The 20,409-nt window shown below is 31.8% G+C and carries 27 protein-coding genes; 4 read left to right on the top strand and 23 right to left on the bottom strand.

What is annotated here, in order from left to right; all coding sequences use genetic code 11:
• Nucleotides 1–2 precede the first annotated feature (2 nt).
• From H7355_RS15440 to H7355_RS15385, 12 genes are all read right to left on the bottom strand, one after another.
• Nucleotides 3–3,296 (bottom strand): phage tail tape measure protein, encoded by a 3,294-nt coding sequence (locus H7355_RS15440; protein WP_186650085.1) that lies wholly within the window; start codon nucleotides 3,294–3,296, stop codon nucleotides 3–5.
• A 163-nt stretch (nucleotides 3,297–3,459) separates the two neighbouring features.
• Nucleotides 3,460–3,918 carry a phage tail assembly chaperone gene (locus H7355_RS15435; protein ID WP_186650082.1) on the bottom strand — a complete coding sequence of 153 codons (459 nt, stop codon included), beginning with the start codon at nucleotides 3,916–3,918 and terminating at the stop codon, nucleotides 3,460–3,462.
• Nucleotides 3,915–4,373 carry a phage structural protein gene (locus tag H7355_RS15430; protein ID WP_186650079.1) on the bottom strand — a complete coding sequence of 153 codons (459 nt, stop codon included), beginning with the start codon at nucleotides 4,371–4,373 and terminating at the stop codon, nucleotides 3,915–3,917. Before H7355_RS15430 ends, H7355_RS15435 begins: the two co-directional genes overlap by 4 nt.
• 16 nt (nucleotides 4,374–4,389) lie before the next feature.
• Entirely contained in the window at nucleotides 4,390–5,475 is a 1,086-nt protein-coding gene (locus H7355_RS15425; protein ID WP_186650074.1) for a DUF3383 family protein, read from the bottom strand.
• Nucleotides 5,472–5,948, bottom strand: coding sequence for a phage neck terminator protein (locus H7355_RS15420; protein WP_186650070.1), 477 nt, complete (start codon nucleotides 5,946–5,948; stop codon nucleotides 5,472–5,474). Before H7355_RS15420 ends, H7355_RS15425 begins: the two co-directional genes overlap by 4 nt.
• Nucleotides 5,941–6,282 carry a hypothetical protein gene (locus H7355_RS15415; RefSeq protein WP_186650066.1) on the bottom strand — a complete coding sequence of 114 codons (342 nt, stop codon included), beginning with the start codon at nucleotides 6,280–6,282 and terminating at the stop codon, nucleotides 5,941–5,943. The genes H7355_RS15420 and H7355_RS15415 overlap by 8 nt, the downstream gene beginning before the upstream one ends.
• Nucleotides 6,275–6,793, bottom strand: a complete 519-nt coding sequence (locus H7355_RS15410) for a hypothetical protein (protein ID WP_186650063.1) — start codon at nucleotides 6,791–6,793, stop codon at nucleotides 6,275–6,277. The genes H7355_RS15415 and H7355_RS15410 overlap by 8 nt, the downstream gene beginning before the upstream one ends.
• Nucleotides 6,790–7,140, bottom strand: a complete 351-nt coding sequence (locus H7355_RS15405; protein WP_186650060.1) for a DUF4054 domain-containing protein — start codon at nucleotides 7,138–7,140, stop codon at nucleotides 6,790–6,792. The genes H7355_RS15410 and H7355_RS15405 overlap by 4 nt, the downstream gene beginning before the upstream one ends.
• Nucleotides 7,140–7,502, bottom strand: a complete 363-nt coding sequence (locus H7355_RS15400; RefSeq protein WP_186650058.1) for a hypothetical protein — start codon at nucleotides 7,500–7,502, stop codon at nucleotides 7,140–7,142. The genes H7355_RS15405 and H7355_RS15400 overlap by 1 nt, the downstream gene beginning before the upstream one ends.
• Before the next feature lie 2 nt (nucleotides 7,503–7,504).
• Entirely contained in the window at nucleotides 7,505–8,428 is a 924-nt protein-coding gene (locus H7355_RS15395; RefSeq protein ID WP_186650055.1) for a major capsid family protein, read from the bottom strand.
• A 41-nt stretch (nucleotides 8,429–8,469) separates the two neighbouring features.
• Complete coding sequence (locus tag H7355_RS15390) at nucleotides 8,470–9,276, bottom strand: structural cement protein Gp24 (protein WP_186650052.1); 807 nt, start codon at nucleotides 9,274–9,276, stop codon at nucleotides 8,470–8,472.
• A gap of 16 nt (nucleotides 9,277–9,292) precedes the next feature.
• Nucleotides 9,293–10,459 (bottom strand): DUF2213 domain-containing protein, encoded by a 1,167-nt coding sequence (locus tag H7355_RS15385; protein WP_186650048.1) that lies wholly within the window; start codon nucleotides 10,457–10,459, stop codon nucleotides 9,293–9,295.
• A gap of 102 nt (nucleotides 10,460–10,561) precedes the next feature.
• Here H7355_RS15385 and H7355_RS15380 point away from each other — a divergent pair, with 102 nt between their 5' ends.
• From H7355_RS15380 to H7355_RS15370, 3 genes are all read left to right on the top strand, one after another.
• Nucleotides 10,562–10,984: a hypothetical protein gene (locus tag H7355_RS15380; protein WP_186650031.1), complete on the top strand. Its 423-nt coding sequence runs from the start codon at nucleotides 10,562–10,564 to the stop codon at nucleotides 10,982–10,984.
• Entirely contained in the window at nucleotides 10,944–11,285 is a 342-nt protein-coding gene (locus tag H7355_RS15375) for a hypothetical protein (RefSeq protein ID WP_186650028.1), read from the top strand. The genes H7355_RS15380 and H7355_RS15375 overlap by 41 nt, the downstream gene beginning before the upstream one ends.
• Before the next feature lie 69 nt (nucleotides 11,286–11,354).
• Nucleotides 11,355–12,221, top strand: a complete 867-nt coding sequence (locus tag H7355_RS15370) for a hypothetical protein (RefSeq protein WP_186650025.1) — start codon at nucleotides 11,355–11,357, stop codon at nucleotides 12,219–12,221.
• Between the two features lie 4 nt (nucleotides 12,222–12,225).
• Here H7355_RS15370 and H7355_RS15365 read toward each other — a convergent pair whose 3' ends face one another.
• The 9 genes from H7355_RS15365 to H7355_RS15325 form a co-directional block, all read right to left on the bottom strand.
• Complete coding sequence (locus tag H7355_RS15365; protein ID WP_186650022.1) at nucleotides 12,226–12,861, bottom strand: hypothetical protein; 636 nt, start codon at nucleotides 12,859–12,861, stop codon at nucleotides 12,226–12,228.
• Nucleotides 12,858–13,157: a hypothetical protein gene (locus tag H7355_RS15360; RefSeq protein WP_186650019.1), complete on the bottom strand. Its 300-nt coding sequence runs from the start codon at nucleotides 13,155–13,157 to the stop codon at nucleotides 12,858–12,860. Before H7355_RS15360 ends, H7355_RS15365 begins: the two co-directional genes overlap by 4 nt.
• Entirely contained in the window at nucleotides 13,144–13,944 is an 801-nt protein-coding gene (locus H7355_RS15355) for a hypothetical protein (protein ID WP_186650015.1), read from the bottom strand. The genes H7355_RS15360 and H7355_RS15355 overlap by 14 nt, the downstream gene beginning before the upstream one ends.
• A 3-nt stretch (nucleotides 13,945–13,947) precedes the next feature.
• Nucleotides 13,948–14,439 carry a hypothetical protein gene (locus H7355_RS15350; RefSeq protein ID WP_186650011.1) on the bottom strand — a complete coding sequence of 164 codons (492 nt, stop codon included), beginning with the start codon at nucleotides 14,437–14,439 and terminating at the stop codon, nucleotides 13,948–13,950.
• A 17-nt stretch (nucleotides 14,440–14,456) separates the two neighbouring features.
• Entirely contained in the window at nucleotides 14,457–15,560 is a 1,104-nt protein-coding gene (locus tag H7355_RS15345) for a hypothetical protein (RefSeq protein WP_186650008.1), read from the bottom strand.
• A gap of 91 nt (nucleotides 15,561–15,651) precedes the next feature.
• On the bottom strand, nucleotides 15,652–16,503 hold the full coding sequence (locus H7355_RS15340) for a minor capsid protein (protein WP_186650004.1): 852 nt from the start codon (nucleotides 16,501–16,503) through the stop codon (nucleotides 15,652–15,654).
• On the bottom strand, nucleotides 16,500–17,903 hold the full coding sequence (locus H7355_RS15335; RefSeq protein WP_186650001.1) for a phage portal protein: 1,404 nt from the start codon (nucleotides 17,901–17,903) through the stop codon (nucleotides 16,500–16,502). Before H7355_RS15335 ends, H7355_RS15340 begins: the two co-directional genes overlap by 4 nt.
• A 51-nt stretch (nucleotides 17,904–17,954) precedes the next feature.
• Nucleotides 17,955–18,179: a hypothetical protein gene (locus tag H7355_RS15330; protein ID WP_186649998.1), complete on the bottom strand. Its 225-nt coding sequence runs from the start codon at nucleotides 18,177–18,179 to the stop codon at nucleotides 17,955–17,957.
• Nucleotides 18,176–18,463: a hypothetical protein gene (locus tag H7355_RS15325; protein ID WP_186649981.1), complete on the bottom strand. Its 288-nt coding sequence runs from the start codon at nucleotides 18,461–18,463 to the stop codon at nucleotides 18,176–18,178. Before H7355_RS15325 ends, H7355_RS15330 begins: the two co-directional genes overlap by 4 nt.
• A 115-nt stretch (nucleotides 18,464–18,578) precedes the next feature.
• Between H7355_RS15325 and H7355_RS15320 the strand changes: the two genes are divergently transcribed.
• Nucleotides 18,579–19,004: a helix-turn-helix domain-containing protein gene (locus H7355_RS15320; RefSeq protein WP_186649977.1), complete on the top strand. Its 426-nt coding sequence runs from the start codon at nucleotides 18,579–18,581 to the stop codon at nucleotides 19,002–19,004.
• 33 nt (nucleotides 19,005–19,037) lie between these two features.
• On the opposite strand, the gene H7355_RS15315 is transcribed toward H7355_RS15320, so the two are convergent.
• Together H7355_RS15315 and H7355_RS15310 are read right to left on the bottom strand one after the other, a co-directional pair.
• Nucleotides 19,038–19,415, bottom strand: coding sequence for a type II toxin-antitoxin system VapC family toxin (locus tag H7355_RS15315; protein ID WP_186649974.1), 378 nt, complete (start codon nucleotides 19,413–19,415; stop codon nucleotides 19,038–19,040).
• Nucleotides 19,412–19,654, bottom strand: coding sequence for a type II toxin-antitoxin system Phd/YefM family antitoxin (locus H7355_RS15310; protein WP_186649971.1), 243 nt, complete (start codon nucleotides 19,652–19,654; stop codon nucleotides 19,412–19,414). Before H7355_RS15310 ends, H7355_RS15315 begins: the two co-directional genes overlap by 4 nt.
• Nucleotides 19,655–20,409: the final 755 nt, after the last annotated feature.

Below are 20,409 nucleotides of genomic sequence, written 5' to 3'. Positions count from 1 at the left end.
AGCTATGTTGCTCCGTAAATATTTTGTTTAGCTGCACGCATTTGAGAATTCCAAAATTCATTTAAATTTTTATTCATGGCGCTAGCGATTTCTTGCGGATTACTCTGTGATGATACATTTACGTTGATTGGAGAACTAATTGAATATGTAATATTTTTTGTATCATTTTTTGTTTGAGTGTTTGGCGTAAAATTTGGAATTAGAGAGTTATTAAAACTAGCACTTCCTATTGTTTTATTTTTGTTTTTTAAATTTTTTGAATCAAGTTCTTCAACACTATTCTCGTACAAAATTTTGCCTTTTGTTTCGCCTAGTTCATTATCAAACCCGAATAAATTTTTGCTCCAGTCCCAAAAGTTTTTACCCACATGTTTAAGCCCAGCCCACGTTTTATAGATAAACCAATCAATAAATTTTAGAATATACGGTTTTAAGAATTCTATTGTTTTACTGCAAATATCTTTAAATCCGTCCCAAAACTTGGCAAACCATATTGGAGCATTTTTAATTAAATAACTAAAGAATTCTTCTATTTTTCTTTCTACATATCCAAGCATTTCATCAAATTTTATGCCAATTTTTTTAAAATATTCGACGAATGTATTAATCATATTGTTTATTGCTTCAAATATTCCGACGAGTCCATGTTCCGATATCGGATTAAATACATTTGTATTAAAATATTTACATACACTATCCCACATTTCTATAAAATATTGTTTAACATTACCCAGAAATTCGAGTACTTTTTTTTCTACCGCTTTATAATCTCCAAACATTCTGCCTAGCAGCGAATCGCCTCCACGCATCCAGACTAAAAAATCATCGATTAAAAGAAAAACTCCAACAAGCGCCGCACCGATTAACACTGCCCATCCACCGATTAGTCCAACTAGCCCAGCGATAGCTCGAGCAATTAATCTAAATGCTCCGCCTAGTCCTCGGCCTCCGAATACTCTCATTAATACTCGGCCAAATTTAAGCAAATACGCAAAAAATCCGACAAATTTTGATTTTAATTTTCCTAGACTTTGTCCAATTTTTCCAAATACGCCAACTTTTCCTCCTTTTCCTAGTATTATATTGCCTAAAACTCCAAATATTTTCCACGTCGCAAATAGTCCTAATATTAATGCTAACGTATTTAATGATATACCCATGTCATCTAATATTTTAATAAATCCAGTTAATATTCTATATGATGTAGATATTATTTGCACAAATATTTCTAGCCCATCGGTCACGCCTTTAAAAAATTTTTCTATGCCCTGCCTTATTAACGCCTCGTTTTTTTCATACCAATCAGTTATTCTGAGAATTAATTTGTTCATGAATGGTAGCAATACCATGCCGATCGATAGTTTTAATCCGTTCAGCATAGATGTTAATCTGCGAAAATTTTCGTTCATTTCTGTTAAACGTTTTATTTGATTGTCACTCAGCACATTACCCGAACGTTGTGCTTCGTCTCCTAATGCGCGTAGATGTGCAGAACCTTCACGCAAAAAAGGCAACATTTTTCTGCCACTATCTCCAAATAATGCACTCGCAAGCGCTGCTCTTTTAATCGGCGACTCAATTTTTGCAAACCGATCACTTACATCACTCAATATATCTGATACTTTTCTCGATTGGCCGTGACTATCTTTTAATGCAATTCCGAGTTTTTTAAACTGTTCTTGGGTCTCGCTTAATTTCCCATCTTTTGAGTCTTTTAATGTTTGAAACAGACTACCGAGAGAACTAGCCATCTCTTGCTGATTTATGCCTGAAATTTTCGCAGCATATGCTAATCGCTGATATTCATCTGTAGCCATGCCGATTATTTCTGCATTTTTGTGCACTTCTTCTGCATATTTTGCAGTTGAAAATGCTAAATATCCAACAGCGGAACCAGCAGCCACGATCGCGCCCGTTAATACAACAGTAACGGCTTTTAATGTAGAAATTGATTTAGCCATTGAATTTGTGCTGCTATTAACGCTAGCAGCGAGGCTTTTAAATAATTGCCCGAAACCCTGCACAGCAAATGCGGCGCTTAAAAATGCTGGGTTAACAAACAAAATTTGCGACGTTAACATGCGCATATGATCAGTAAACGAATTAATATTTGCGCCAGCCGCTTTGCTTTTAACTGCTAATTTTGAGAGCGATTCGTTTGTGTTATTTATTGCGTTTTTCTGTGAATTATTATTAACATTTAATTTTTGCCCTAATTTTTCAGCCAATTCTGCATTACGTTTTAATAATAATTCTTTTTTTATTAGCGAGGTATTGATTGCATCCTGATCTTTTTTCTCTTGTTTTAACGCTATAGATGCATAATCTTTGAATGAGTTAAATTTTGCACCCTGAGAGATTAAATCTTTATACATATCAATATGCGTGTTAAAATCTGTAAATGATCCAAATTTCAACCCGTCTCTATGCATATCTCTGTACATTTTATCTAGCTGTCTAAACTCATCAAACGATTTAAATTTTAGCCCCTGAGCAAGCGCTGCTTTGTATTGATCCCATGCCTGCGTAGCATCTTTCGTTATTTTGTAAACATTACCCATGCATATAGCTGCATTATTAATGTTATTTGTATTTAATTTTGGAGCATTAGCAGCAAATTCTTTTTTGTATTTATCAGAAGCAGTTAGTTTTTTATAGTCCTCTGCTTGTTTAATTAGCACTTTATATTTATTGATAGCGTCGTTTAAATTTGCTGAATAATTTGGAATATTTTGATTTAAATTAGATGATTTACCCAGTGAAACGGAATGAATATTCTGATTTGATTTTTTTGCATTTATGTTTTTAACGACTTCATCAATATTTATATTTGGATTTTTTATTGTAACATTTTTGTATACTTGTTGTATTTCTTGTTTATGTTTGTCGGGAACTGGCTTTTTATTGCTATTTTTTGGTACAATATTTTTTTGATTTGATGTTTGAGTTGTGTTGATTTGTTTGTTTAAATCTAGTTCTTTTTTCTTTTTTTCTATGTTTTTATCAATTACATCAGATTTTTTATTCTCTGTTTTAATCTCTCTATTGTTTATATTAATAGAAAGTGCTTTTTGCTTTAGCAGTGTTTTAAGATTATCTATTTGAGTTTTTTGTATGCCAATAGTTTTAATAAATTCCTTCGCTGACGACGCCATTTTTTTATTAACGTCATCTGCTGATATACCCAGTGATTTTGCCTCAACTTTAACATTATGCAATAATTTTTGGAGATTTTTTAAATGTTTATCGTTTATTTTAAAATCGATTTGTATTTGTAAATCTTGAATTACTGTCATTTATTTAAACTCTCGTTAGCTATATGTTCAGATTCTTCTTTTATGTCTAGTGCTTCATGAGCATCAAATAACTGATTTATGCTCCAGTTATTCTGAATCTCATTAGGCTGTGCGATTTTTGCTAAAACAATTCGCCAGATAGTCCAGTCTACATTTCCCTGATCTATTCGACTGATTCGCTCTTCGTGACTGGAGAGAGGAATTGAGATGCGGCGCCTCTCGCGCCTTCGAAAAAATCCGCTAATTGATACTCAAGTATTTTATATGCAAGCTTGTGCATATGAAGCATTTTTCGTTTAAAATGTGTCTCGAAATTTATTTCTGAATTTCCATGAACGACGCCGACAAACAAATCTTTCATGTAATTAACATAGTTATTTTCATCGAGAGACTCTAAAAATGTGTTTACACCACGCTCTAAATCAATATTTAATGAAGATAAATTACCGTCCATAACTGATGAAATATTACTACCAAGACCTGCTGCGAGAGGTTTTAAAAGAAATTCTTGGCACCTACGAACCCATTTTAATGCTTTAGATGAACTCCAGACATAAACAAAATATTCCTCATTATCTACATAAATACTATCAACAACATCACTAATTATTTTATTTTTCATTTTTTAATCCCATCATATAGTTGTCCAATCACGTTATTTCCACCAATATGTTCCGTTATTTTTGCAGCAACAAATACCCATTCTCTCGTTTCCATATCTTTTCCATAAGACAATTTCGGAGCTTTTTCTATATAACATTCAGCCGCAAACATTGTAGATGTACCAAGCTTATCTTTAATTAAAATTGGCACAATTCCATTTCCCGTCGCTCTATCTGCGATGTGAATTGCAGAAAGCAAATCATTACACATCGACGATTGCGTTAATTTGATCGTTATTTTTCCCGATTCGTTTGCGTTTTTTACACGTGTAGCCTCGCCATCAGCGCCAATAACTAATTTATACGCCTCTTCATTATAATCTACCTCGACAAAACTTCCGTCTGCATATCCAGTGATTGGGACTACGCCTACAACTACGAGCACATCTTTAGGAGAATATGTATTAAATGCCATTTAATTTTTCCTTTAATTATTGAGATAATGTTCCGTTAATTACAACTTTTTGTATTGCGCCATTTAAAACAGCGTTAAATTTAACATTTTTTAATTCTCTTTTTGGTCTATCAATTTTTGATATTTCATTTAATTTTGGTACATTTACATCCCAGTTTTTAAGAATTATTTTATCTTTTTCAAATTGGCTTAGAACTGATTTAATTTGTGTTGCGATGATTTCAAGGCCATCATCATCAAAAGAAATTTTTCCGTCTTCAGACTTTAATGCTCCAAAAATTCGAGACTGTAATTCAGATTTTAGATAGTCCTCGGCGATAGTATTATCAATAAAATTTGTTGTTTTATGCAAAACTCGACCGTCTTGATATGAGTTTACTCCTAAAATATCTGTATAAACATTACAATTTGCCGCCTGCAACGATTTAAATTCTTTTTCTATCAAACTCTGCGCAGATATGCTTTCAAGACCTTTATGTGCTAGACAATATGTCCCAGCTTTTTTAGATAGATATTTTCCTAGAATTGCAGCATCAGGAAACTCGTTTGCTGTCGTATGATACGTCAACATAGATCTATTAAATCCAATATTAGATAATTTATTTGATATATCTGTTAATTTAGTTGCGTCTAAAATATCTCTGTTTGTAGTTCTGAACGATGCAATTTTATTTTTGCTAGCCTCAATCCATTTTGCAGCTAAGAGCAAATCTTTTTCTTCGTCAAAATCAGCTAAAAATAGAGCATACCAAGAATTGTTAGCTTTATTAATCAGTTCTAAATCGTCGTTTATTTTATAAACTGATTTAGTAGGATCTGAATTAATAGAACTAACACAGCGTTTACCAACCATAAATTGCGATATAGATGGACTTTGTGCATAAATATTTTGCGCAATTAGATACTCTTTATCTGTTGATTTAAAACCGATTTTTGTATCTAACAACTCACTCGGCTCTGAGAATGTTAAAACTGGATTATCAGTTGTAAAAACCGGCAAAGAATTAAATCCTAAAATTAACGGAATATTAAAACTTTTTTCCTTTACGAATGATGATTGTTTAGTGATATTAACTTCGACAACATTATCAACTGACGTCATTTAATTTCTCCTTTAACTGCAATTTCGTTCGCTTTAATTGTTTCAATCATTTCTTTACTTTCTGTTGTTAAATTTACATGTATATCAATGTGGAATCGTTGCTCAAATTTTGATTTTATAAATTGAGTTAAATCAATGCTTTTAGCATCACCACTCAAATAAATATTATTATTTTTAAAATGATTCAGAGTTTTTCTTGTCTCTATTGAATCAATTATATTCTGAGATATTTCATCTGCAATGCCATTCTCTTTGTCGTAAACATCAATGCTTATTTGGCATGTGCGATTGCCAAAATTTATAATTTCATCATCTGTTAAATTGTAAATATTTTGGTCAAATCCTTGCTTAGAATAGTTGCTAATTTTGTAAATAATGAATGGATATTTTGGCATTTTAATTGACTGATTTGCATACACAGTTGTTGCAAAATTACTGAGCCAGTCGTAAACAACTTCGTTTATTTTACTCATTTTCTAATTCTCCCATGGATAAATAGAAAGAATAAAATGAACTAGACGCTACAATACGATATTTTTTACCGTTGTAAATAATTCTATCGGCTTCTTTTGATGGATTATTATCTAGCAATAGCTCAGTTGATGTATAAATATCTATATGTGAAAATGAATATATCCCCTGCTCAGTAGCATTTGAGTTGTTGACAGTTGGAGCGCAAAAACCGCGTATTTTAAATTCTGTGGGCTTTCCTTTGTCATACTTGCCCTTAATCATTTTCCCAACACCTGCTCGCACAACTAGCAATTCAGTCTGGAACTCAGGCAACATGTCATCGAGATCAATCATGCTGACCTCCAGCTTTCACTACGCTTGCTTTAATTGCATCAAACAATTGCTCAGTATCTACGAGTTGCAGATCGTGCCCTTTGCGCGCGATTGTTTGTTTAGATAGTGTTGGCTCTATCCCGTCTAGTATTCTCTCTTGTACGTGGCTTAAAACGCTTTTAGAAATGTTTCCTACTGCGCCATGCATATTTAATTTAGTGCGCAATGCTATATCGATTTGATCTGTAATGTGCTTCTTTATTTTGCTTTGTCGTTCAACAATTGTCTGTCTCAGAAAAGATCGTTCTGGTATATTACGACTCGGATCTCCAAACTCGTGAGTAGCGGCAACTTCACCCAGTGTCGTGTCAGATTTTTTTAAACGTCTCCCGCTTTTTTTTGTCTTGTAGTAATACAGCTTTTTTTTCTGAGCATCGTTTTTATTTATACCAACAAGCGCTTTTAAATTAGCTAACTCTTCGAGCTTTTTTTTAATATCGATATTTATTTTATCCGTAATTTTTACACTCATAAAACAATCCAATTCATTGAAGCATGCTCTTTTTTTAATCTTAAATACTCAACGCCATATACTGTGCTTAAATAATATTGATCGTTATTCGTCGCTGTTATTGTTTGATACGATTCAGTTACAGGACCTACAGTCTCTGACGTGAGCGCATTTTTAGCTTTAGAGCCTCTGTCTGCACACAACATTTGATGAGCTGAAATATAAAAAACTGCTAATTCAAAGTCATATTTAAAATAATTTTGGCTTAATTTATTTGCATTAAACGAGAAAAAGAACTCAATTCTTTTATCATCGTATGCAGTAAATTCTGGAAATAGCGATTTAAAATTTTCAGCTGTTAATTGCATTACGCGCTTTTCTTTTCTTCTGTATCATTTGAAAATTCGCTGGATTCGCTATCTAAATTAAGCTCAAATAAACGTTTATCAATTTCAGATTTAACGGCTTTTCTTTTTTCCTTACTTAGTTCAGATGTTAAAAAATCTAAGTCAATTGAATTTTTAACAAAATCAATCGCATTTTTCGGTGTCATCTCAGACAAAGAAGAAAATTTTTCTTCAACCTGAAAGTATCCATCTAATTTTTTAGATATAAAAATTGGATGTTCTTTAAATTTTTCATAGTCTTCTTCGCTTAATTTTGAGGATCCTGGCAAAATTCTAATACCCTCAAAAAATGTTACATATGATAAATTAGATATAATTTGCATTATTAAAATCCTTCGCTAATTATTAATGACATAGGTAAGTACACAATTAATCCAGCTAATCTGAAACGTGTTGGCACAATAAATTGTAGACCATCGGGTTGCGGTGGGAAGAATTCAGTTTCAACTGGTATACATAGTTTTACTTTTTCAGCACTATCATTATACATCACCGCAACATCTGTATTATTTGCGCCAGACTTTGATAATTGCTGAACTCGTTCAATTTTAATATTAGAAAATGTATCTTTAAATATGGTAATTAATTTTGTAGATTCTTTGTCAGAAAATGTTTTTTGAGTCAGGATTCCATGCATTCGTGGAGATACTAATAATGTATTTGGCTCTTCCATGTCAGACGTTAAATTTTTCTGTGAATTGTACATGTCATACAAATCTTGGAGAATTTGTTCTGAATTTTTTTTATCCCACGTAGTTTCCTTAGAGCTCCCAACCGCTGATGCGGTAGTTCTTGGAATATTTGGATGATTTAATAAACCAGGTATTCCTCGCTCTTTGTCGCCATAAAATGTTACTCTCTCAATTAATTCATTATTAGCTCTTAGAGCTGTATTTGCCCTTTTTTGCTCTAATTGAGTTCCATTACGTAATGCAGCTCGTATTTCCTTAATTGTATATGCGAAACTATTTCCACCATCATAAATATCGACCGAATTTGATTTAGCACTCGCATCTGCACGAGGTAGATCTCTAACAGAATATGTCGATAATATTTTAGATGTCCCCTTTTTATCAAAAGAAATCCATGTATATTTATCAATTCCATCTCCTAACGAATAATCAACATCAAATAATGTTTTTGATTTTAAATCAGGGTGGGGAACTTCAAACGCTTTATTCTCAATCACTGTCAATTGAGATTCTAGAAATAGCGACGCATCCGCGTCTTGATTCGTTAATTTGTGCATCTCTGTCTCCATTTGGAAATAAAAATCTTTATAATAAATAATTAAATAACCTTATATTCAATAAAAAATTGTCCTTTTAAAGCTCCTGTACCAGCAACCGCAACATTGGCAATTAAAGGAGTTCCCGATGGAACCAAAACAGGGTTAAATGATAGTTTATTAATAGCCCCAGCTTTAATTGCTGTTACTGCTGTTGATAATGTTGAAATTTTACTAGTTCCGTTATTAATGTTAATTACTACGTTGTTTGATGTGTTTGAGGCTACATCAACAGGTGAAATAAAATAGATATTTTGTAATAAAATATTATTAAATGATGCTGTTAATGCATGGTTTCCTTCTGTTGAATCAAAATCGATTGAGCTTGTAGCAATAGGGCTCTCCGAATTTCCTGTAATTTCAATTACAGAAAGGCCGCCTGCCGAGGCATTTTTAATAAATTTTGCATTTGGTAACCTTATAGCTTTGCCGCCATCGTTGTCTTTTCTAAAGGATCCAGCATTTGCGGCTGTTGAATAACGAACGTAAACGCTTTGTCCTGAAAGTACATCAGTTTCAACATTTACATATATTGATCCAAAATTTAAAACTGAAATTGATTTACCACTTGGAATTCCGGCAATGCCATTATTTATATCAACCACAGAATTAACCACTATTCCTAATATTTCCTCGGTAGGATTTTGTAGAGGTTTTACTTGACACTCGGTGCCCTGAACTTTTGTTACTGCGGTTCCATACTGAATATTTAAATCAGATTTTGTCATAAATGAACGAATAATACTCTGATGTAAATCATAAACTTGACCCGCCGACCCCTCATCCATATATATGCTATAATCTGCCATATTAATTTCCCTCCTATTATTTATTTCTGTTTTGAATATTTTTCATATAAATTTCTCTAGCCGATAATTTTTCTCCATCAGTATTTTTAACTTTTGAAACAAATTTTGCATCGTTATCGACATTTGAAACAATGTTAATTTGTTTAAATGTATCAAATGCTGCGTTAATATAGTCGTTTGATTTGTCTTTAATGCTCTCGTTACCAAGCTTTTCTGACACAAATATTTTTTTAATTTCGTCGCTAGATAATCCATCAATTGTAAGTTTAGGAGCATTTGTTTTTACAAATTCCCTAACCTCGATTAGCTCGCTTGCTAAATTTTGAATTGCTTTATTGTCTAATTTTGGTGCGCTTTTTAATTGTTCAATTTCTCTAGTTGCTGAGTCAAGATTCACCGCTAGCGAGTCTTTCTGAGCTGTAATTGTGTCCAATTGCTTTTTTAGTTCTGAATTTAATTTTTTTTCTTCCTCAATTTTTAGCGCGTCTTGAATTAATTTATTTTTTATTGCAATAGCTGTGCTTGCATCTGCAAATTCTAGTTCCATGCCATCCAAATTTAATTTCATAAATGTACTGTCCTTTTCTGTTTGTGAATCATTATTTAAAATTTGATTTTGGTCTTCGATTTCTACTGATACGTCAGTGTCGTGGTCTAAGTTTAATTTTACGCGTCTGAGATGATCATTTATATTTGCTCTGCCGCTTGGTACGAGAGCCAAATGATTGTAGCGAATGTTGCGCTGAATGCAGTCGTAAGGTTGGCCATTATATATGCCAGACGCAAATTCCTTATCCGCGTTATACCCAAGTGAAACCTCAATTTTGCCATTCGAGATTTTATTTATAGTGTTACTGTCAAACGCTAGTAATTCTGTTTCTAGTAAATCATTATTTTGCCACACTCGTGAGCCTGTTAATCCACGTGTGTATTTAATTGCGTTTTCACTAGTGACTGCCTCACAGGGATGATCATCAGTGAATGGAATGTTCGCCAATGATTCCATACTCTCTTTTTTGAACACTTCTTCAGGGAGACGCAATTCTCGGCGTATTTTTCCAGTGCTATCAACGTAAGGAAAAACGCCCGTCCGCGTTGCGGATACTAAACAACGAAGAAAACCCTGGTCGGTAATGTGAGGTTTTTCTGTTTTTATCTTTACGATATTGTAGCAATTTGACATTGCGCCTCCTGTTGCGCAATATAAAAGCGTAATAGCAGACCGACGAAACTACATTTGAATTCTCACGGTCTGCTCGTGACAAATCCCAAAGCGGAGACAGAGATGAAAAAACGCGGACGACGAATGGCGGCATGGACTGCTAACCTCACGTATTTAAACCCTGACCATAATTATTCGATCGAAGAAATTTCCAGATTATTTAGCAAAACAAATGACGCAGCAGAAGGACAAATTAGAAATTTAAATATAAAACCTAGCTTTTATTTAAAGGCTAGCAAATTTTCAAGACGGGCATTTTTTAGAGGCAAAGATATTACATTAGGATTTAAACGAAAACTTTTGCTTGAGCCTGATTATGTTGAAAAAGAAATAATTGAGCTTACTAAAATTATCGCAAAATATAAATCACGATTAGAAATTAAACTGAACCTATTTTTTGCATTACAGTTGAAAATTAATCCGAATTTTAAAAAGGATCTTCGCGATGTCATTAGAATTGAGCAGGCCTCGTTCAGCATGGATTAATAGTCTATATAAATTAGATAGAAATAAAAATTGGTCTTTAAATGAATTAAGTTTTTATACAAAAAGAACTCCAAAAGCAATGAACCTATATTTTGCTAGGTGGAATATTAAACCATGTGATTATTTGAAAAATGGTAGAAAAAAATATGCTTTATATAATATAAATGATGTTATATTCAAATTAGAAAAAGGAAAAACAATGCGCCCATTTTGTCAAAAAATATTCATGAAAAAAGTTGAATTGTTTCTCAAATACTCATCTATCAAAGACAAAGATCTGTTTAAAAAAAACTTAGAATAGTTGCTAACTATTTAAAATTATGTTACTATTGCAGAGTTTTATTAGCTAAATTATTTTGAGGAAATTTAAATGAAAAAAATTTTTGTTTTATTGCCTGTTATATCGCTTTTAGTTGCATCGTGTGGAGACAAGAGTAACAACAATAATAATGTCACTGAGCAAAAGCCTAAACCAGAAGATCCAACACCAGTTAAACCTGTTGATCCTGCTCCGCAACCAGAAGATCCAGTAAAACCCGTGGATCCGAAACCCGATCCAAAACCTGACCCTACACCAGAGCCTACTCCGAAACCCGATCCAAAACCTGTGGATCCAATTAAACCTATTGATCCTGTTCCAATTAATGAGAATGAATCAAATATTTATTTAGGAAAAAGCGGTAAAATTGTTATTAATAATAAAACTGGCGGATATAAAATTGAAAATCCAATAAACGGAGAATTTGATTATAATAATAAATTTTTAAAAAGTTCATTTTATGACTCATATCAATCAGATCCTGTATACGGATATAAATCCTCACTATTTCCCGTGGATAAATACTCATACATTGAAATTCCACAGGTTATAAAATTTGATAAGGATAAATCAACGGCGGGTAGCCCTAAATCTGGTAATTATAATGTAACAATTTCTATTTGGGGTGCTTTAGGGAATGTTAAGGAAGGCGTGGCATATACAATATGCTATAAAACTGGAAAAAATAAGGATTCATATTTAGATTTTATAGTAAATACTGACGATAATAAAAAGAATGAAACCTGCGATTTACTAAATAAACGTTTGAAAAATAATGAATTTTCTGCGATTAAATTAGACGATTTCATTTTAATGCGTGTTTATGGATTTAGATTTTATTCAAAGGGAGAATGCTCAAATATTAACACATGTAATATCTTTCACGGTTTTGATCTAAGATATTACACGCAAAAATAAAATGCTAATTTGCTATAAAATCTTTTGTAAAATCATATGTGTATTTATTAAGTAATTCAAATATTTTACAAAGAAGGCGCAGATATTCAAGTATAAATTCAATAGATGAATCATCTGCGCCGTTAATTTTTAATTCTCCGATTAATTTGCGACGCAATTCCTCTGAAAATGAATTATGAATGCCTTCTAGCAATTTATACATATCAATGTAATATGAGCTTAGATATCCACTTTTATACTCGCTTACTATTCCTTTTATTAATGAATAAATATTTGACATCTCTACATGATTAAAAAGAGGGATAAATCTTAACTCATAAAAATCACGACTTATATCTCCCCCTATCGTGAGTTCATTTTTAAATACAGAGTAAATAGTATAAGCATTTTTTTTCATGCATTCCACATTTTTTGCAAAATCTTTTTTTGAATGCATCTTATCTAGCAAAAATTGAGGAGATTTTTTATCCGTATATACTACATTTCTTGTTACATTAAATAAATTTAATTGGAATTTTTCTATATCATCTTTTAAATTTGATGATAATTTTATAAGCTCTTTTGATTTCGATAAATTATTACTTGCTATGTCAATTATCTTTTCATAATTTTCATTAATTTGTTTTAAATTTAGACTCATAAATTCCTCATTTCTATAATTGTATTCAACGTGTTGACACATTCATTTTTTTTATCAATCATATATTCTAAATATTTGTTTCTTTTGCTTATTTCTTCTAATATTTTTTCTAAATATTCGAGGCTGTTTTTTAAATATGATAGGGATATTTTCCCCTTGTCTTCTAAAACGTCACGAATTTTTTTAGGAGCATTATCGCTTCCATCATATATTATTCTGTTTAAATTATTTAAAACTTCAATGCTTTCATTGATTTTAATATATGTATTTGTTCTTATTTCGTTAATTGATTTCATTAATAAAACCCTCCAATAGATTTCTTATTTCAGTGTCAAAATTTATTTTGTTTTTTTCATCTGGTATTATCTCGATGTCAACTGAGCCGTTAGGATATGGATCTCCAGGATTATCTATATGCATTATATCTAGATGATGCCTACATTTAGTAACTGTAAATCCCCAAACAGATTCCTCAACTTTCTCCATTCTAATGTATTTTATTCTTGCATTACCTGGCTTTCCTCCGTCTCCAGGAAATTGGCCGTTTTTATTTTTATACTTACAAACAGCATCATTAATTGAACCATTTGCATAATGAAATCCCATGTGTTTATTGTTAAAATATAGACACATGTTTGTTATACCAATATTGTTTAAATCAGAAAAACTAAACCTTTCTTTTTTGTTTATATTATCATTAAAAATTAAATAAGGAAGATTAATTTTTTTATCGCTAGTCATTATTCCCCATGGATCTTGTTCACTATTTACCGATATTTTATCGCCCTTCTTTATACTAAATTTTCTAAAATCTGGTAAATATGATGCGCTTTGAGTTTTATTATAATATATATCAAACAATTGATTATCGACCATATATAGATCAATACCTTCAATTACAGTTTGGCCTAATTTTAAATCTAATTTCGGTATTTTTCCTGTTCTGTATGCTGTAACAAATATTTCACCGTCGAAAGGTAAATAAAATTCTTTTTCATCTGTAAATGATAAAGTTACAGGAGTATTAATAAATTCATTTAAAGATTTTACGCTACTGCTTATTAATTCGTATAATTTTGTCATAAATTATCCCTCAATTATTTCTTTTAGCTTATTTTTAATTTGTTCAATTTCTGATTTTAAATCATCAGTGCTTTTTTTAATTTCGTTTACTATTTCGCTATATTTCCCGTCGATATCACTAATATTTTTTAGCACTTTATCATTTAGGCTTTTTTCCAAATCTGAAACCTTAGTGCTAAATTCGTTATTAATTTTTTCCTGCAATTTTGTATTTGAGTCTAATTTTTCATAAAAGCCTTTTTCCAAATCACCAATCTTATTTGTAAATTCACTATTAACTTTTTCTTGTAATTTAGTAGTAGAATCCAATTTCTCTTTTACATCACTCTCAATGAAATGACGCAATTCTGAGTTGGTTTTTTCAAACTGTTCAACGATTTTTTTATCGCTATCTTTTGATTCAGTAGCGTTTAAATCGATCTTATTTTTAACTAACTCAAACTCAGAGTTTACTGATTCCGTATAACCACGTGTGAGATTTTCGACTGATTTCATTTATTTTTCCTTTTATATTAATCAATATATTTGTAGTTAACGCTACGCGCACTTCGTGATAGCTGTGACAATTCGATATGTGCAGTCAATTCTAATTTAGATGTTGTTAACTCGACGCTATAGCCAATCGCGTCAAAATGGTTTGCTTTTTGATCAACCGTGTTAGAGAAAACTAGATTATTTGTGTCATTTACTGATACAGAAAGATTGCCTTCCCCTACCACTACATCATTAAACACATTCAAAAATTGTTTATTTAGAATTTTTGTAAATGATGTTTTGCGTGGAACGTTACCTGGAACATGAATTGCTCTTCCAGCAACCAAATATTCGATTTTGACAAATACATCAATTTTTGAGAAATCAGTTTCAATATTGTGTTGAACCTCCTCAGATTCTCCTTCTTTTAATAGTGCTTTTTTATATTTAAACTCCTTATTTGAGGAATCCATAATTTCAAGAACAAAGGTCTTTCCTTCAATTTTAGCTTGACAATATTTTGGGCTTTTCTCTCCAATAAATTTAATATCTATAAAGTTTTTTGGATTTGCCTTGTTTCCAGCAATTACAATATTTTCATATTTGTATTCATTGCCAGAAAATTTAGCCAACACAGAGTGTTTTAAATATTTAGCATCAGAATAATCGATAATTTTAATACTCAAATCTGCTGTTGCTATATCTAAATTGTGAGTAAATGATGTTGCCTGATTTAGTGTCGGAGAGAACTCAATAACTGGAAAAATTTTGTCTTTAATTACTGGTGTTATATTATTAATTTTCTCGTAAATATCGTTAATAATATTATCGTAAGGGTCAATCCAGGGCTGAACATAAATAATAAAAGAAATAGTTTTATTTGTAATATTCTCTATTATCATATTCGTTTTATATTTTAAATAATCAGGCGAAATTTTTAAAGACTCTGATTCAAACCAAAATGAATTTTGCGAAATTTTTTTGATAGCTCGTTCTATTTTACCGTTTACTGATATAGTAAATTGTAATTCATCGTAATCAAATTTAAAAACCTGTAAATTTACTGATTCAGCATTACCTGCGTCAAACGCACTATTTGCAATCCTGCGTCCGCTATTAGTTGTAGAAATCTCAAAACCCATTATCAAAATACTCCATATATTCAGAAATTAATTTTCCTGAATCAGCATTAAAATAATGATGCGAGAACGGACTGTCTAAATTGTAAAATGATTAAAAAATAGGCTTTGCTGTGCATCTGCAATTGTACTGTGAGCCTGGCCATACAGTTTCGCCCGCAATTTTTGGTAAATCATTCCAATCACATTCACGTCCCTCTAGCTCGCGATGCGTAGGTCTCACACGTTCATCTCTGCATGTTTGCCAAATAAATTTTTTAACACCTATTTCATTTTGCAATATCATTGTTGTCTCGCCGTCGAAACCTGAAACCTGATCACGTGCGAGGTTTGCAATGTTCCCCTCAATTTTTTGCGCGTGAACATCAACCGTTGCTTTAAACTCATTGATATGATCTGTTTTATTTTCAGATGCTCTGCTCTTTGTAATTACGTTATTTACATGTGCCTGAATTTTGTTGACGTAATTATTAGCAATATCGTTGACGCTATTTATGTTTCTATCGATCCATAATAGTTTTGATTTCTCAATGTTATCCTCGGAGTAATATGGATTCATCTTGTATTTTTTTATTATTTGATTATCAAGCTTGACTTTTGAATATTTAACAATTTTGTCTGAGTATTTTTTAATTATTGATTTTATGCCTTTGTATGTTAAATATAACCCAAGCATTAATTTGATTTTATCAAACCAAGATGATACCTCTGTATTATTTTCGTCACTCTCGTTTTGATCAAAAAATCCGTCGGTATTCATGCTGTAATAGTCGAGCCATACTGGTAGTTTTTTAAGCACTAATTTATTTATTTCTGCGATAGCTGGCTCTAATATGTAAAATAATTCTCTTTGAAATTGACGCTCTAAATTGATTGGAGGCTCTGCCTGTATTTTAACTCGATTATTTGGTTTTGATTTTCTGTTTGCGTATTCAATGAATTTCATAGCAAATCTTCCGATTCATTTTCTAAATCTGACTCATTTTCTTGCTCAATATTTTCGCGTTCAAAATTTGCAGCCTCACGATTTGCACGTCTTATTTTTTGATCCAGCACTATTTTTTCTCCATATTTTAGGCCACCGAACCGAGATTCCGCCACTTCCTCTGGATCCAATGTTTGATTATTTATGTATAAATTATCTGCCTGAGCGTTTTGTAGTCTGACCTGTGCTTCTTTTAGCGGATCCTGTTGATAGAGGGACGCAAACTCTATCGCAATTTCTTCATCACTATTTTTATTTAAATAATAGCTAAAAAACTCGCCAATTTGTTCAAGTATCGGTTGCAAATATTGCTCCTGTTTATGTGATACAATATCGTACCACTCGCTCTGTTCCGTGCGTCCAGATGTATTTCCTTGGCTACCCTCTCCTAGCAATTTTGAGTGAGGCATTCCGCTTGCAGCAACTAATCTATTTGTAACACGGTCGAGTAACTCAGGAATTCCGCTTAGCTGTAATGATTTTCTATCGAATTCTTCATCTCCACCGAGAACAATAGCTCTAAAATTTGAGCGCATATCATCCATAGCTGAAATTCTTTTTTGAACTAACTCAACATTATTTGTTGCTATTGCGTCTATAAATGTTGGTATTTTATATATGCCCTGCCAGATTTCAGGAAACGCTGCAGCCACGTTTTCATGTGCGATATTAAAATCTCTGAGTGGAGTATAAAGCGATTCAAAAACACTACCGTGCCAATAACTATTTCGTTTAAAATCGTCTTCCCCTATATCCGATCCTTCAAAACGAATACATCGAGAGGCATGAAACAGCTCAACTTTTTTAAATCCATCTGTATAATTATTTGTAGAGTTAAATTTATAAAACAATGGTTTCCCAAAATTTTTAGATGTTATATCTGTGTCAATTTCCTCAGCCGAAATTTGATACCTGTTAAATGAAATTACCCATTTAATAGCTCTAACTCTATTAATATTTAGCGGTTGATCAATTGTTTGACCATCATCAAATCCGAATAGCAGAACTGAACCGCCGTATTTCCGTGCATCTTTCCATGATTTTTCAATGTGATTTCTCAAGCTAAGCTTTTTAAATTCTCTGTTAAATTGCTCCGATAATTTTTTGCTTTTTAAAACGTAATTAAATCCCTCCCTGAGAGAGTCATCAACGAGATCATTAACAACTTTTTTTGCAATATCATCAAATCTGTAGAGTTGATCTGCAATTGTATTATTTATATTTGTTGATGATATATGTGCTGTTGTACGTTTGTCTTTAAATGATCCGAGTCCACGCTTTACGTCTTGCCAACCATCTAAATTTGTTATTTTAGTTTGATTTTTTAATTGTGCTTGTTTTTTGAGTTGAGCCTTTGTCATAAATCCCCCTAAATAAAAATTAGAAGGATTTGAACAGACTGTCTAAATTTATTAGATCTTTATTATTTGAGATTCATTATATCCTAATTCAATTAACTTTTTTTTGCATTCGTTAATAGTATTGTATTTATCAGAACTTTCTTCAATAGGATTATCGCATTCAAATATTCTATAAACTGTTTTATTATTATATGAATACACTTTAACACAGTATTTGTTATCGCTTGTTTTCATACAAGTTTGACTATCTCTGTGATCTTTCCAGCTCTCGCTCATGTCTCACTCACATTTCGCGCTGCTAAATGACTCGCTAGTTCATTCTCAAACGAGTTAATATCATCAGAAAATTTTTGATATAGCTCTGACAAATCAGGATAATGCTCTTCATATTTGTCACATATAATATCAATATTTTTCCGCGCGGCTGATAACAGCACAAATGATGCTTCCAACTCGTTTTTTAAATACTGATTAACTGTCGCTATTTTGTTTATATAAATCTCAAACTCTTTTTTCACGTTTTCAATATCAACATCGTTGATTAAAATTTCATCATTCATAATTTTCTCCTTGCGCTTAATATGATTGCAAAGATTTTTAACGATTACAATTTTTTTGATTGACTGTTTATTTACCCATCAAATGATGGTAGAATTTTTAGAATAGGAGGTGATTATGAAAATATCAGGATTCTACGGTTTTGAGAGCGATGTTTGGATTTGTAAATTAGAATTGCTAGACATCAGAGAGATTGCAAAAACTAAAGAAGAATTATTTTTAAAATTGAACAATCAAATACTGGATATTTTGAAATTAGTTTCAAAAGAAAAAGCAACTGACGACGATTTTAGCATTGAGATTTTTGATGACAATAATTTCTCAGTAAAATTCTTTGAACCTCGTTATGTAACTGCATTATTGTTTAAAAAATTACGAAAAAATGAGCGTTTAACTCAGTCTCGTGTAGCGTTAGAATTGGGCTCGGGACAAAATTCATATGCACAGTATGAAGAAGGAAAACGTGAGCCGTCGCTGGGGAAATTTACAGATATTTTGAATGTATTGGGCTACGAATGGCAGTTGACGTTGCAGAAAAAATGAGAGTTATTTAAAAATATTTTTTAATAATTAATATTAAACTAACTCAACTAAATCAGAATATTTTTTAACTAAAGGATCTGCTGTTATTAGTCTCAATGGTTCAGATAGAGCTTGAGCAACTAGTATTCGATCAAATGGATCTCTGTGTATATCGGGTAATCCGTTTAATGACAGAATATGATCAAATTTTAAAGGTAGCTCAATAAAATTTGTCTTTTTAAATATGCTTTTTATATCGTCTATTTCTATATCTAATTTTCCCAAATTCATTTTTATCATCATTTCCCAGACTGAAACTGAACTAATAAAAACTTCGTCAGCATTATCAAGAATTTTGCGCGCTTTTTTTGATAATTTTTCTGAGTCTTCTAAAATCCAAATTATTATATGCGTGTCTAACAAAATCTTCATTTATAGTCACCATAGAACATGTTATTAATTTCATCACATGGTGCATCAAAATCATCAGAGATTTTAATTTTTCCCTTCATTAATCCGTAAACTATTTTGCGCTTTTCTTCTTTAATTGGTTCCACGGTCACTAAAGGTTTCCCGGCTTTAGCTATAATAAACCCAACTCCGTCGGTTATCGCCTCTTCAATCAATCTAGATAAATTTGTTTTTGCTTCGTGCATATTAATTACGTGCATATCATATTCCTCCTGCCGTCCTATCGGCTAAACTAAGTTTAGCTTAAATAAGAAGAAAAGACAAGATTCTTTTATATTGTGCTACAAAAAAAAGCATAATCATTTTAAGCCCTTCTAAAACATTTTAAAATGCTGGGGCTATGTTTGTACCTATTTTTTGAAACGCTGGCTTAAAATGAAGAGGAAAATAAAAATTTGGGGCTATCGTGACCTCGGATCTGAAATGTCTGAACACACAAATATTAACGCTGACTCAGAAGTGAAGCTTTTTTAGTCTTTAAGAGACAATATATTGATATAATTTATATAAATAACAAAAATATCGTATATATCAAAATTATTTTATTAGCACTGTCTAAAAAATAATCGCTGAAAAAAAGTTTTTTTCAGCGATTACAACAACGAGCCAGAGGCGATGTTGTTTAACGTAGTTTTTGCTTTTCACAGAGGTAGTTAGAGAATAGATATACTATAAGGTAAGATTTTTGAGTTTTAATTTAATAATATCAAATATTTAATATCTGAATTTGGGACAAACGTGGGACAAACGTGGGACAGAATTTGGGACAAATTTAGGACAAATTTGGGACATGTGGATTAACGATATTAGCATGTTACAAAGTATATTTTTTTGGCTTGGGACATGTCCGTTGGGACAAATCTGGGACAAATTTGGGACAAAGCGTGGATCAATGAATAGGACAAAAATGGGACATTTGACATAATGTGTACATATAAAATATAAAAGTTTCACG

Origin of the sequence: Fluviispira vulneris (assembly GCF_014281055.1) — a bacterium.
Classification (GTDB): domain Bacteria; phylum Bdellovibrionota_B; class Oligoflexia; order Silvanigrellales; family Silvanigrellaceae; genus Silvanigrella; species Silvanigrella vulneris.
Note: the sequence above shows the minus strand (reverse complement) of the source record. Positions and strands in the feature narration are given on the sequence as shown.

Bases quoted from the DNA above. Each gene is read 5' to 3' on its own strand.
- H7355_RS15440 (WP_186650085.1), bottom strand. From the start codon at position 3,296: ATGACAGTAATTCAAGATTTACAAATACAAATCGATTTTAAAATAAAC.
- H7355_RS15435 (WP_186650082.1), bottom strand. From the start codon at position 3,918: ATGAAAAATAAAATAATTAGTGATGTTGTTGATAGTATTTATGTAGAT.
- H7355_RS15430 (WP_186650079.1), bottom strand. From the start codon at position 4,373: ATGGCATTTAATACATATTCTCCTAAAGATGTGCTCGTAGTTGTAGGC.
- H7355_RS15425 (WP_186650074.1), bottom strand. From the start codon at position 5,475: ATGACGTCAGTTGATAATGTTGTCGAAGTTAATATCACTAAACAATCA.
- H7355_RS15420 (WP_186650070.1), bottom strand. From the start codon at position 5,948: ATGAGTAAAATAAACGAAGTTGTTTACGACTGGCTCAGTAATTTTGCA.
- H7355_RS15415 (WP_186650066.1), bottom strand. From the start codon at position 6,282: ATGATTGATCTCGATGACATGTTGCCTGAGTTCCAGACTGAATTGCTA.
- H7355_RS15410 (WP_186650063.1), bottom strand. From the start codon at position 6,793: ATGAGTGTAAAAATTACGGATAAAATAAATATCGATATTAAAAAAAAG.
- H7355_RS15405 (WP_186650060.1), bottom strand. From the start codon at position 7,140: ATGCAATTAACAGCTGAAAATTTTAAATCGCTATTTCCAGAATTTACT.
- H7355_RS15400 (WP_186650058.1), bottom strand. From the start codon at position 7,502: ATGCAAATTATATCTAATTTATCATATGTAACATTTTTTGAGGGTATT.
- H7355_RS15395 (WP_186650055.1), bottom strand. From the start codon at position 8,428: ATGCACAAATTAACGAATCAAGACGCGGATGCGTCGCTATTTCTAGAA.
- H7355_RS15390 (WP_186650052.1), bottom strand. From the start codon at position 9,276: ATGGCAGATTATAGCATATATATGGATGAGGGGTCGGCGGGTCAAGTT.
- H7355_RS15385 (WP_186650048.1), bottom strand. From the start codon at position 10,459: ATGTCAAATTGCTACAATATCGTAAAGATAAAAACAGAAAAACCTCAC.
- H7355_RS15380 (WP_186650031.1), top strand. From the start codon at position 10,562: ATGAAAAAACGCGGACGACGAATGGCGGCATGGACTGCTAACCTCACG.
- H7355_RS15375 (WP_186650028.1), top strand. From the start codon at position 10,944: ATGTCATTAGAATTGAGCAGGCCTCGTTCAGCATGGATTAATAGTCTA.
- H7355_RS15370 (WP_186650025.1), top strand. From the start codon at position 11,355: ATGAAAAAAATTTTTGTTTTATTGCCTGTTATATCGCTTTTAGTTGCA.
- H7355_RS15365 (WP_186650022.1), bottom strand. From the start codon at position 12,861: ATGAGTCTAAATTTAAAACAAATTAATGAAAATTATGAAAAGATAATT.
- H7355_RS15360 (WP_186650019.1), bottom strand. From the start codon at position 13,157: ATGAAATCAATTAACGAAATAAGAACAAATACATATATTAAAATCAAT.
- H7355_RS15355 (WP_186650015.1), bottom strand. From the start codon at position 13,944: ATGACAAAATTATACGAATTAATAAGCAGTAGCGTAAAATCTTTAAAT.
- H7355_RS15350 (WP_186650011.1), bottom strand. From the start codon at position 14,439: ATGAAATCAGTCGAAAATCTCACACGTGGTTATACGGAATCAGTAAAC.
- H7355_RS15345 (WP_186650008.1), bottom strand. From the start codon at position 15,560: ATGGGTTTTGAGATTTCTACAACTAATAGCGGACGCAGGATTGCAAAT.
- H7355_RS15340 (WP_186650004.1), bottom strand. From the start codon at position 16,503: ATGAAATTCATTGAATACGCAAACAGAAAATCAAAACCAAATAATCGA.
- H7355_RS15335 (WP_186650001.1), bottom strand. From the start codon at position 17,903: ATGACAAAGGCTCAACTCAAAAAACAAGCACAATTAAAAAATCAAACT.
- H7355_RS15330 (WP_186649998.1), bottom strand. From the start codon at position 18,179: ATGAGCGAGAGCTGGAAAGATCACAGAGATAGTCAAACTTGTATGAAA.
- H7355_RS15325 (WP_186649981.1), bottom strand. From the start codon at position 18,463: ATGAATGATGAAATTTTAATCAACGATGTTGATATTGAAAACGTGAAA.
- H7355_RS15320 (WP_186649977.1), top strand. From the start codon at position 18,579: ATGAAAATATCAGGATTCTACGGTTTTGAGAGCGATGTTTGGATTTGT.
- H7355_RS15315 (WP_186649974.1), bottom strand. From the start codon at position 19,415: ATGAAGATTTTGTTAGACACGCATATAATAATTTGGATTTTAGAAGAC.
- H7355_RS15310 (WP_186649971.1), bottom strand. From the start codon at position 19,654: ATGCACGTAATTAATATGCACGAAGCAAAAACAAATTTATCTAGATTG.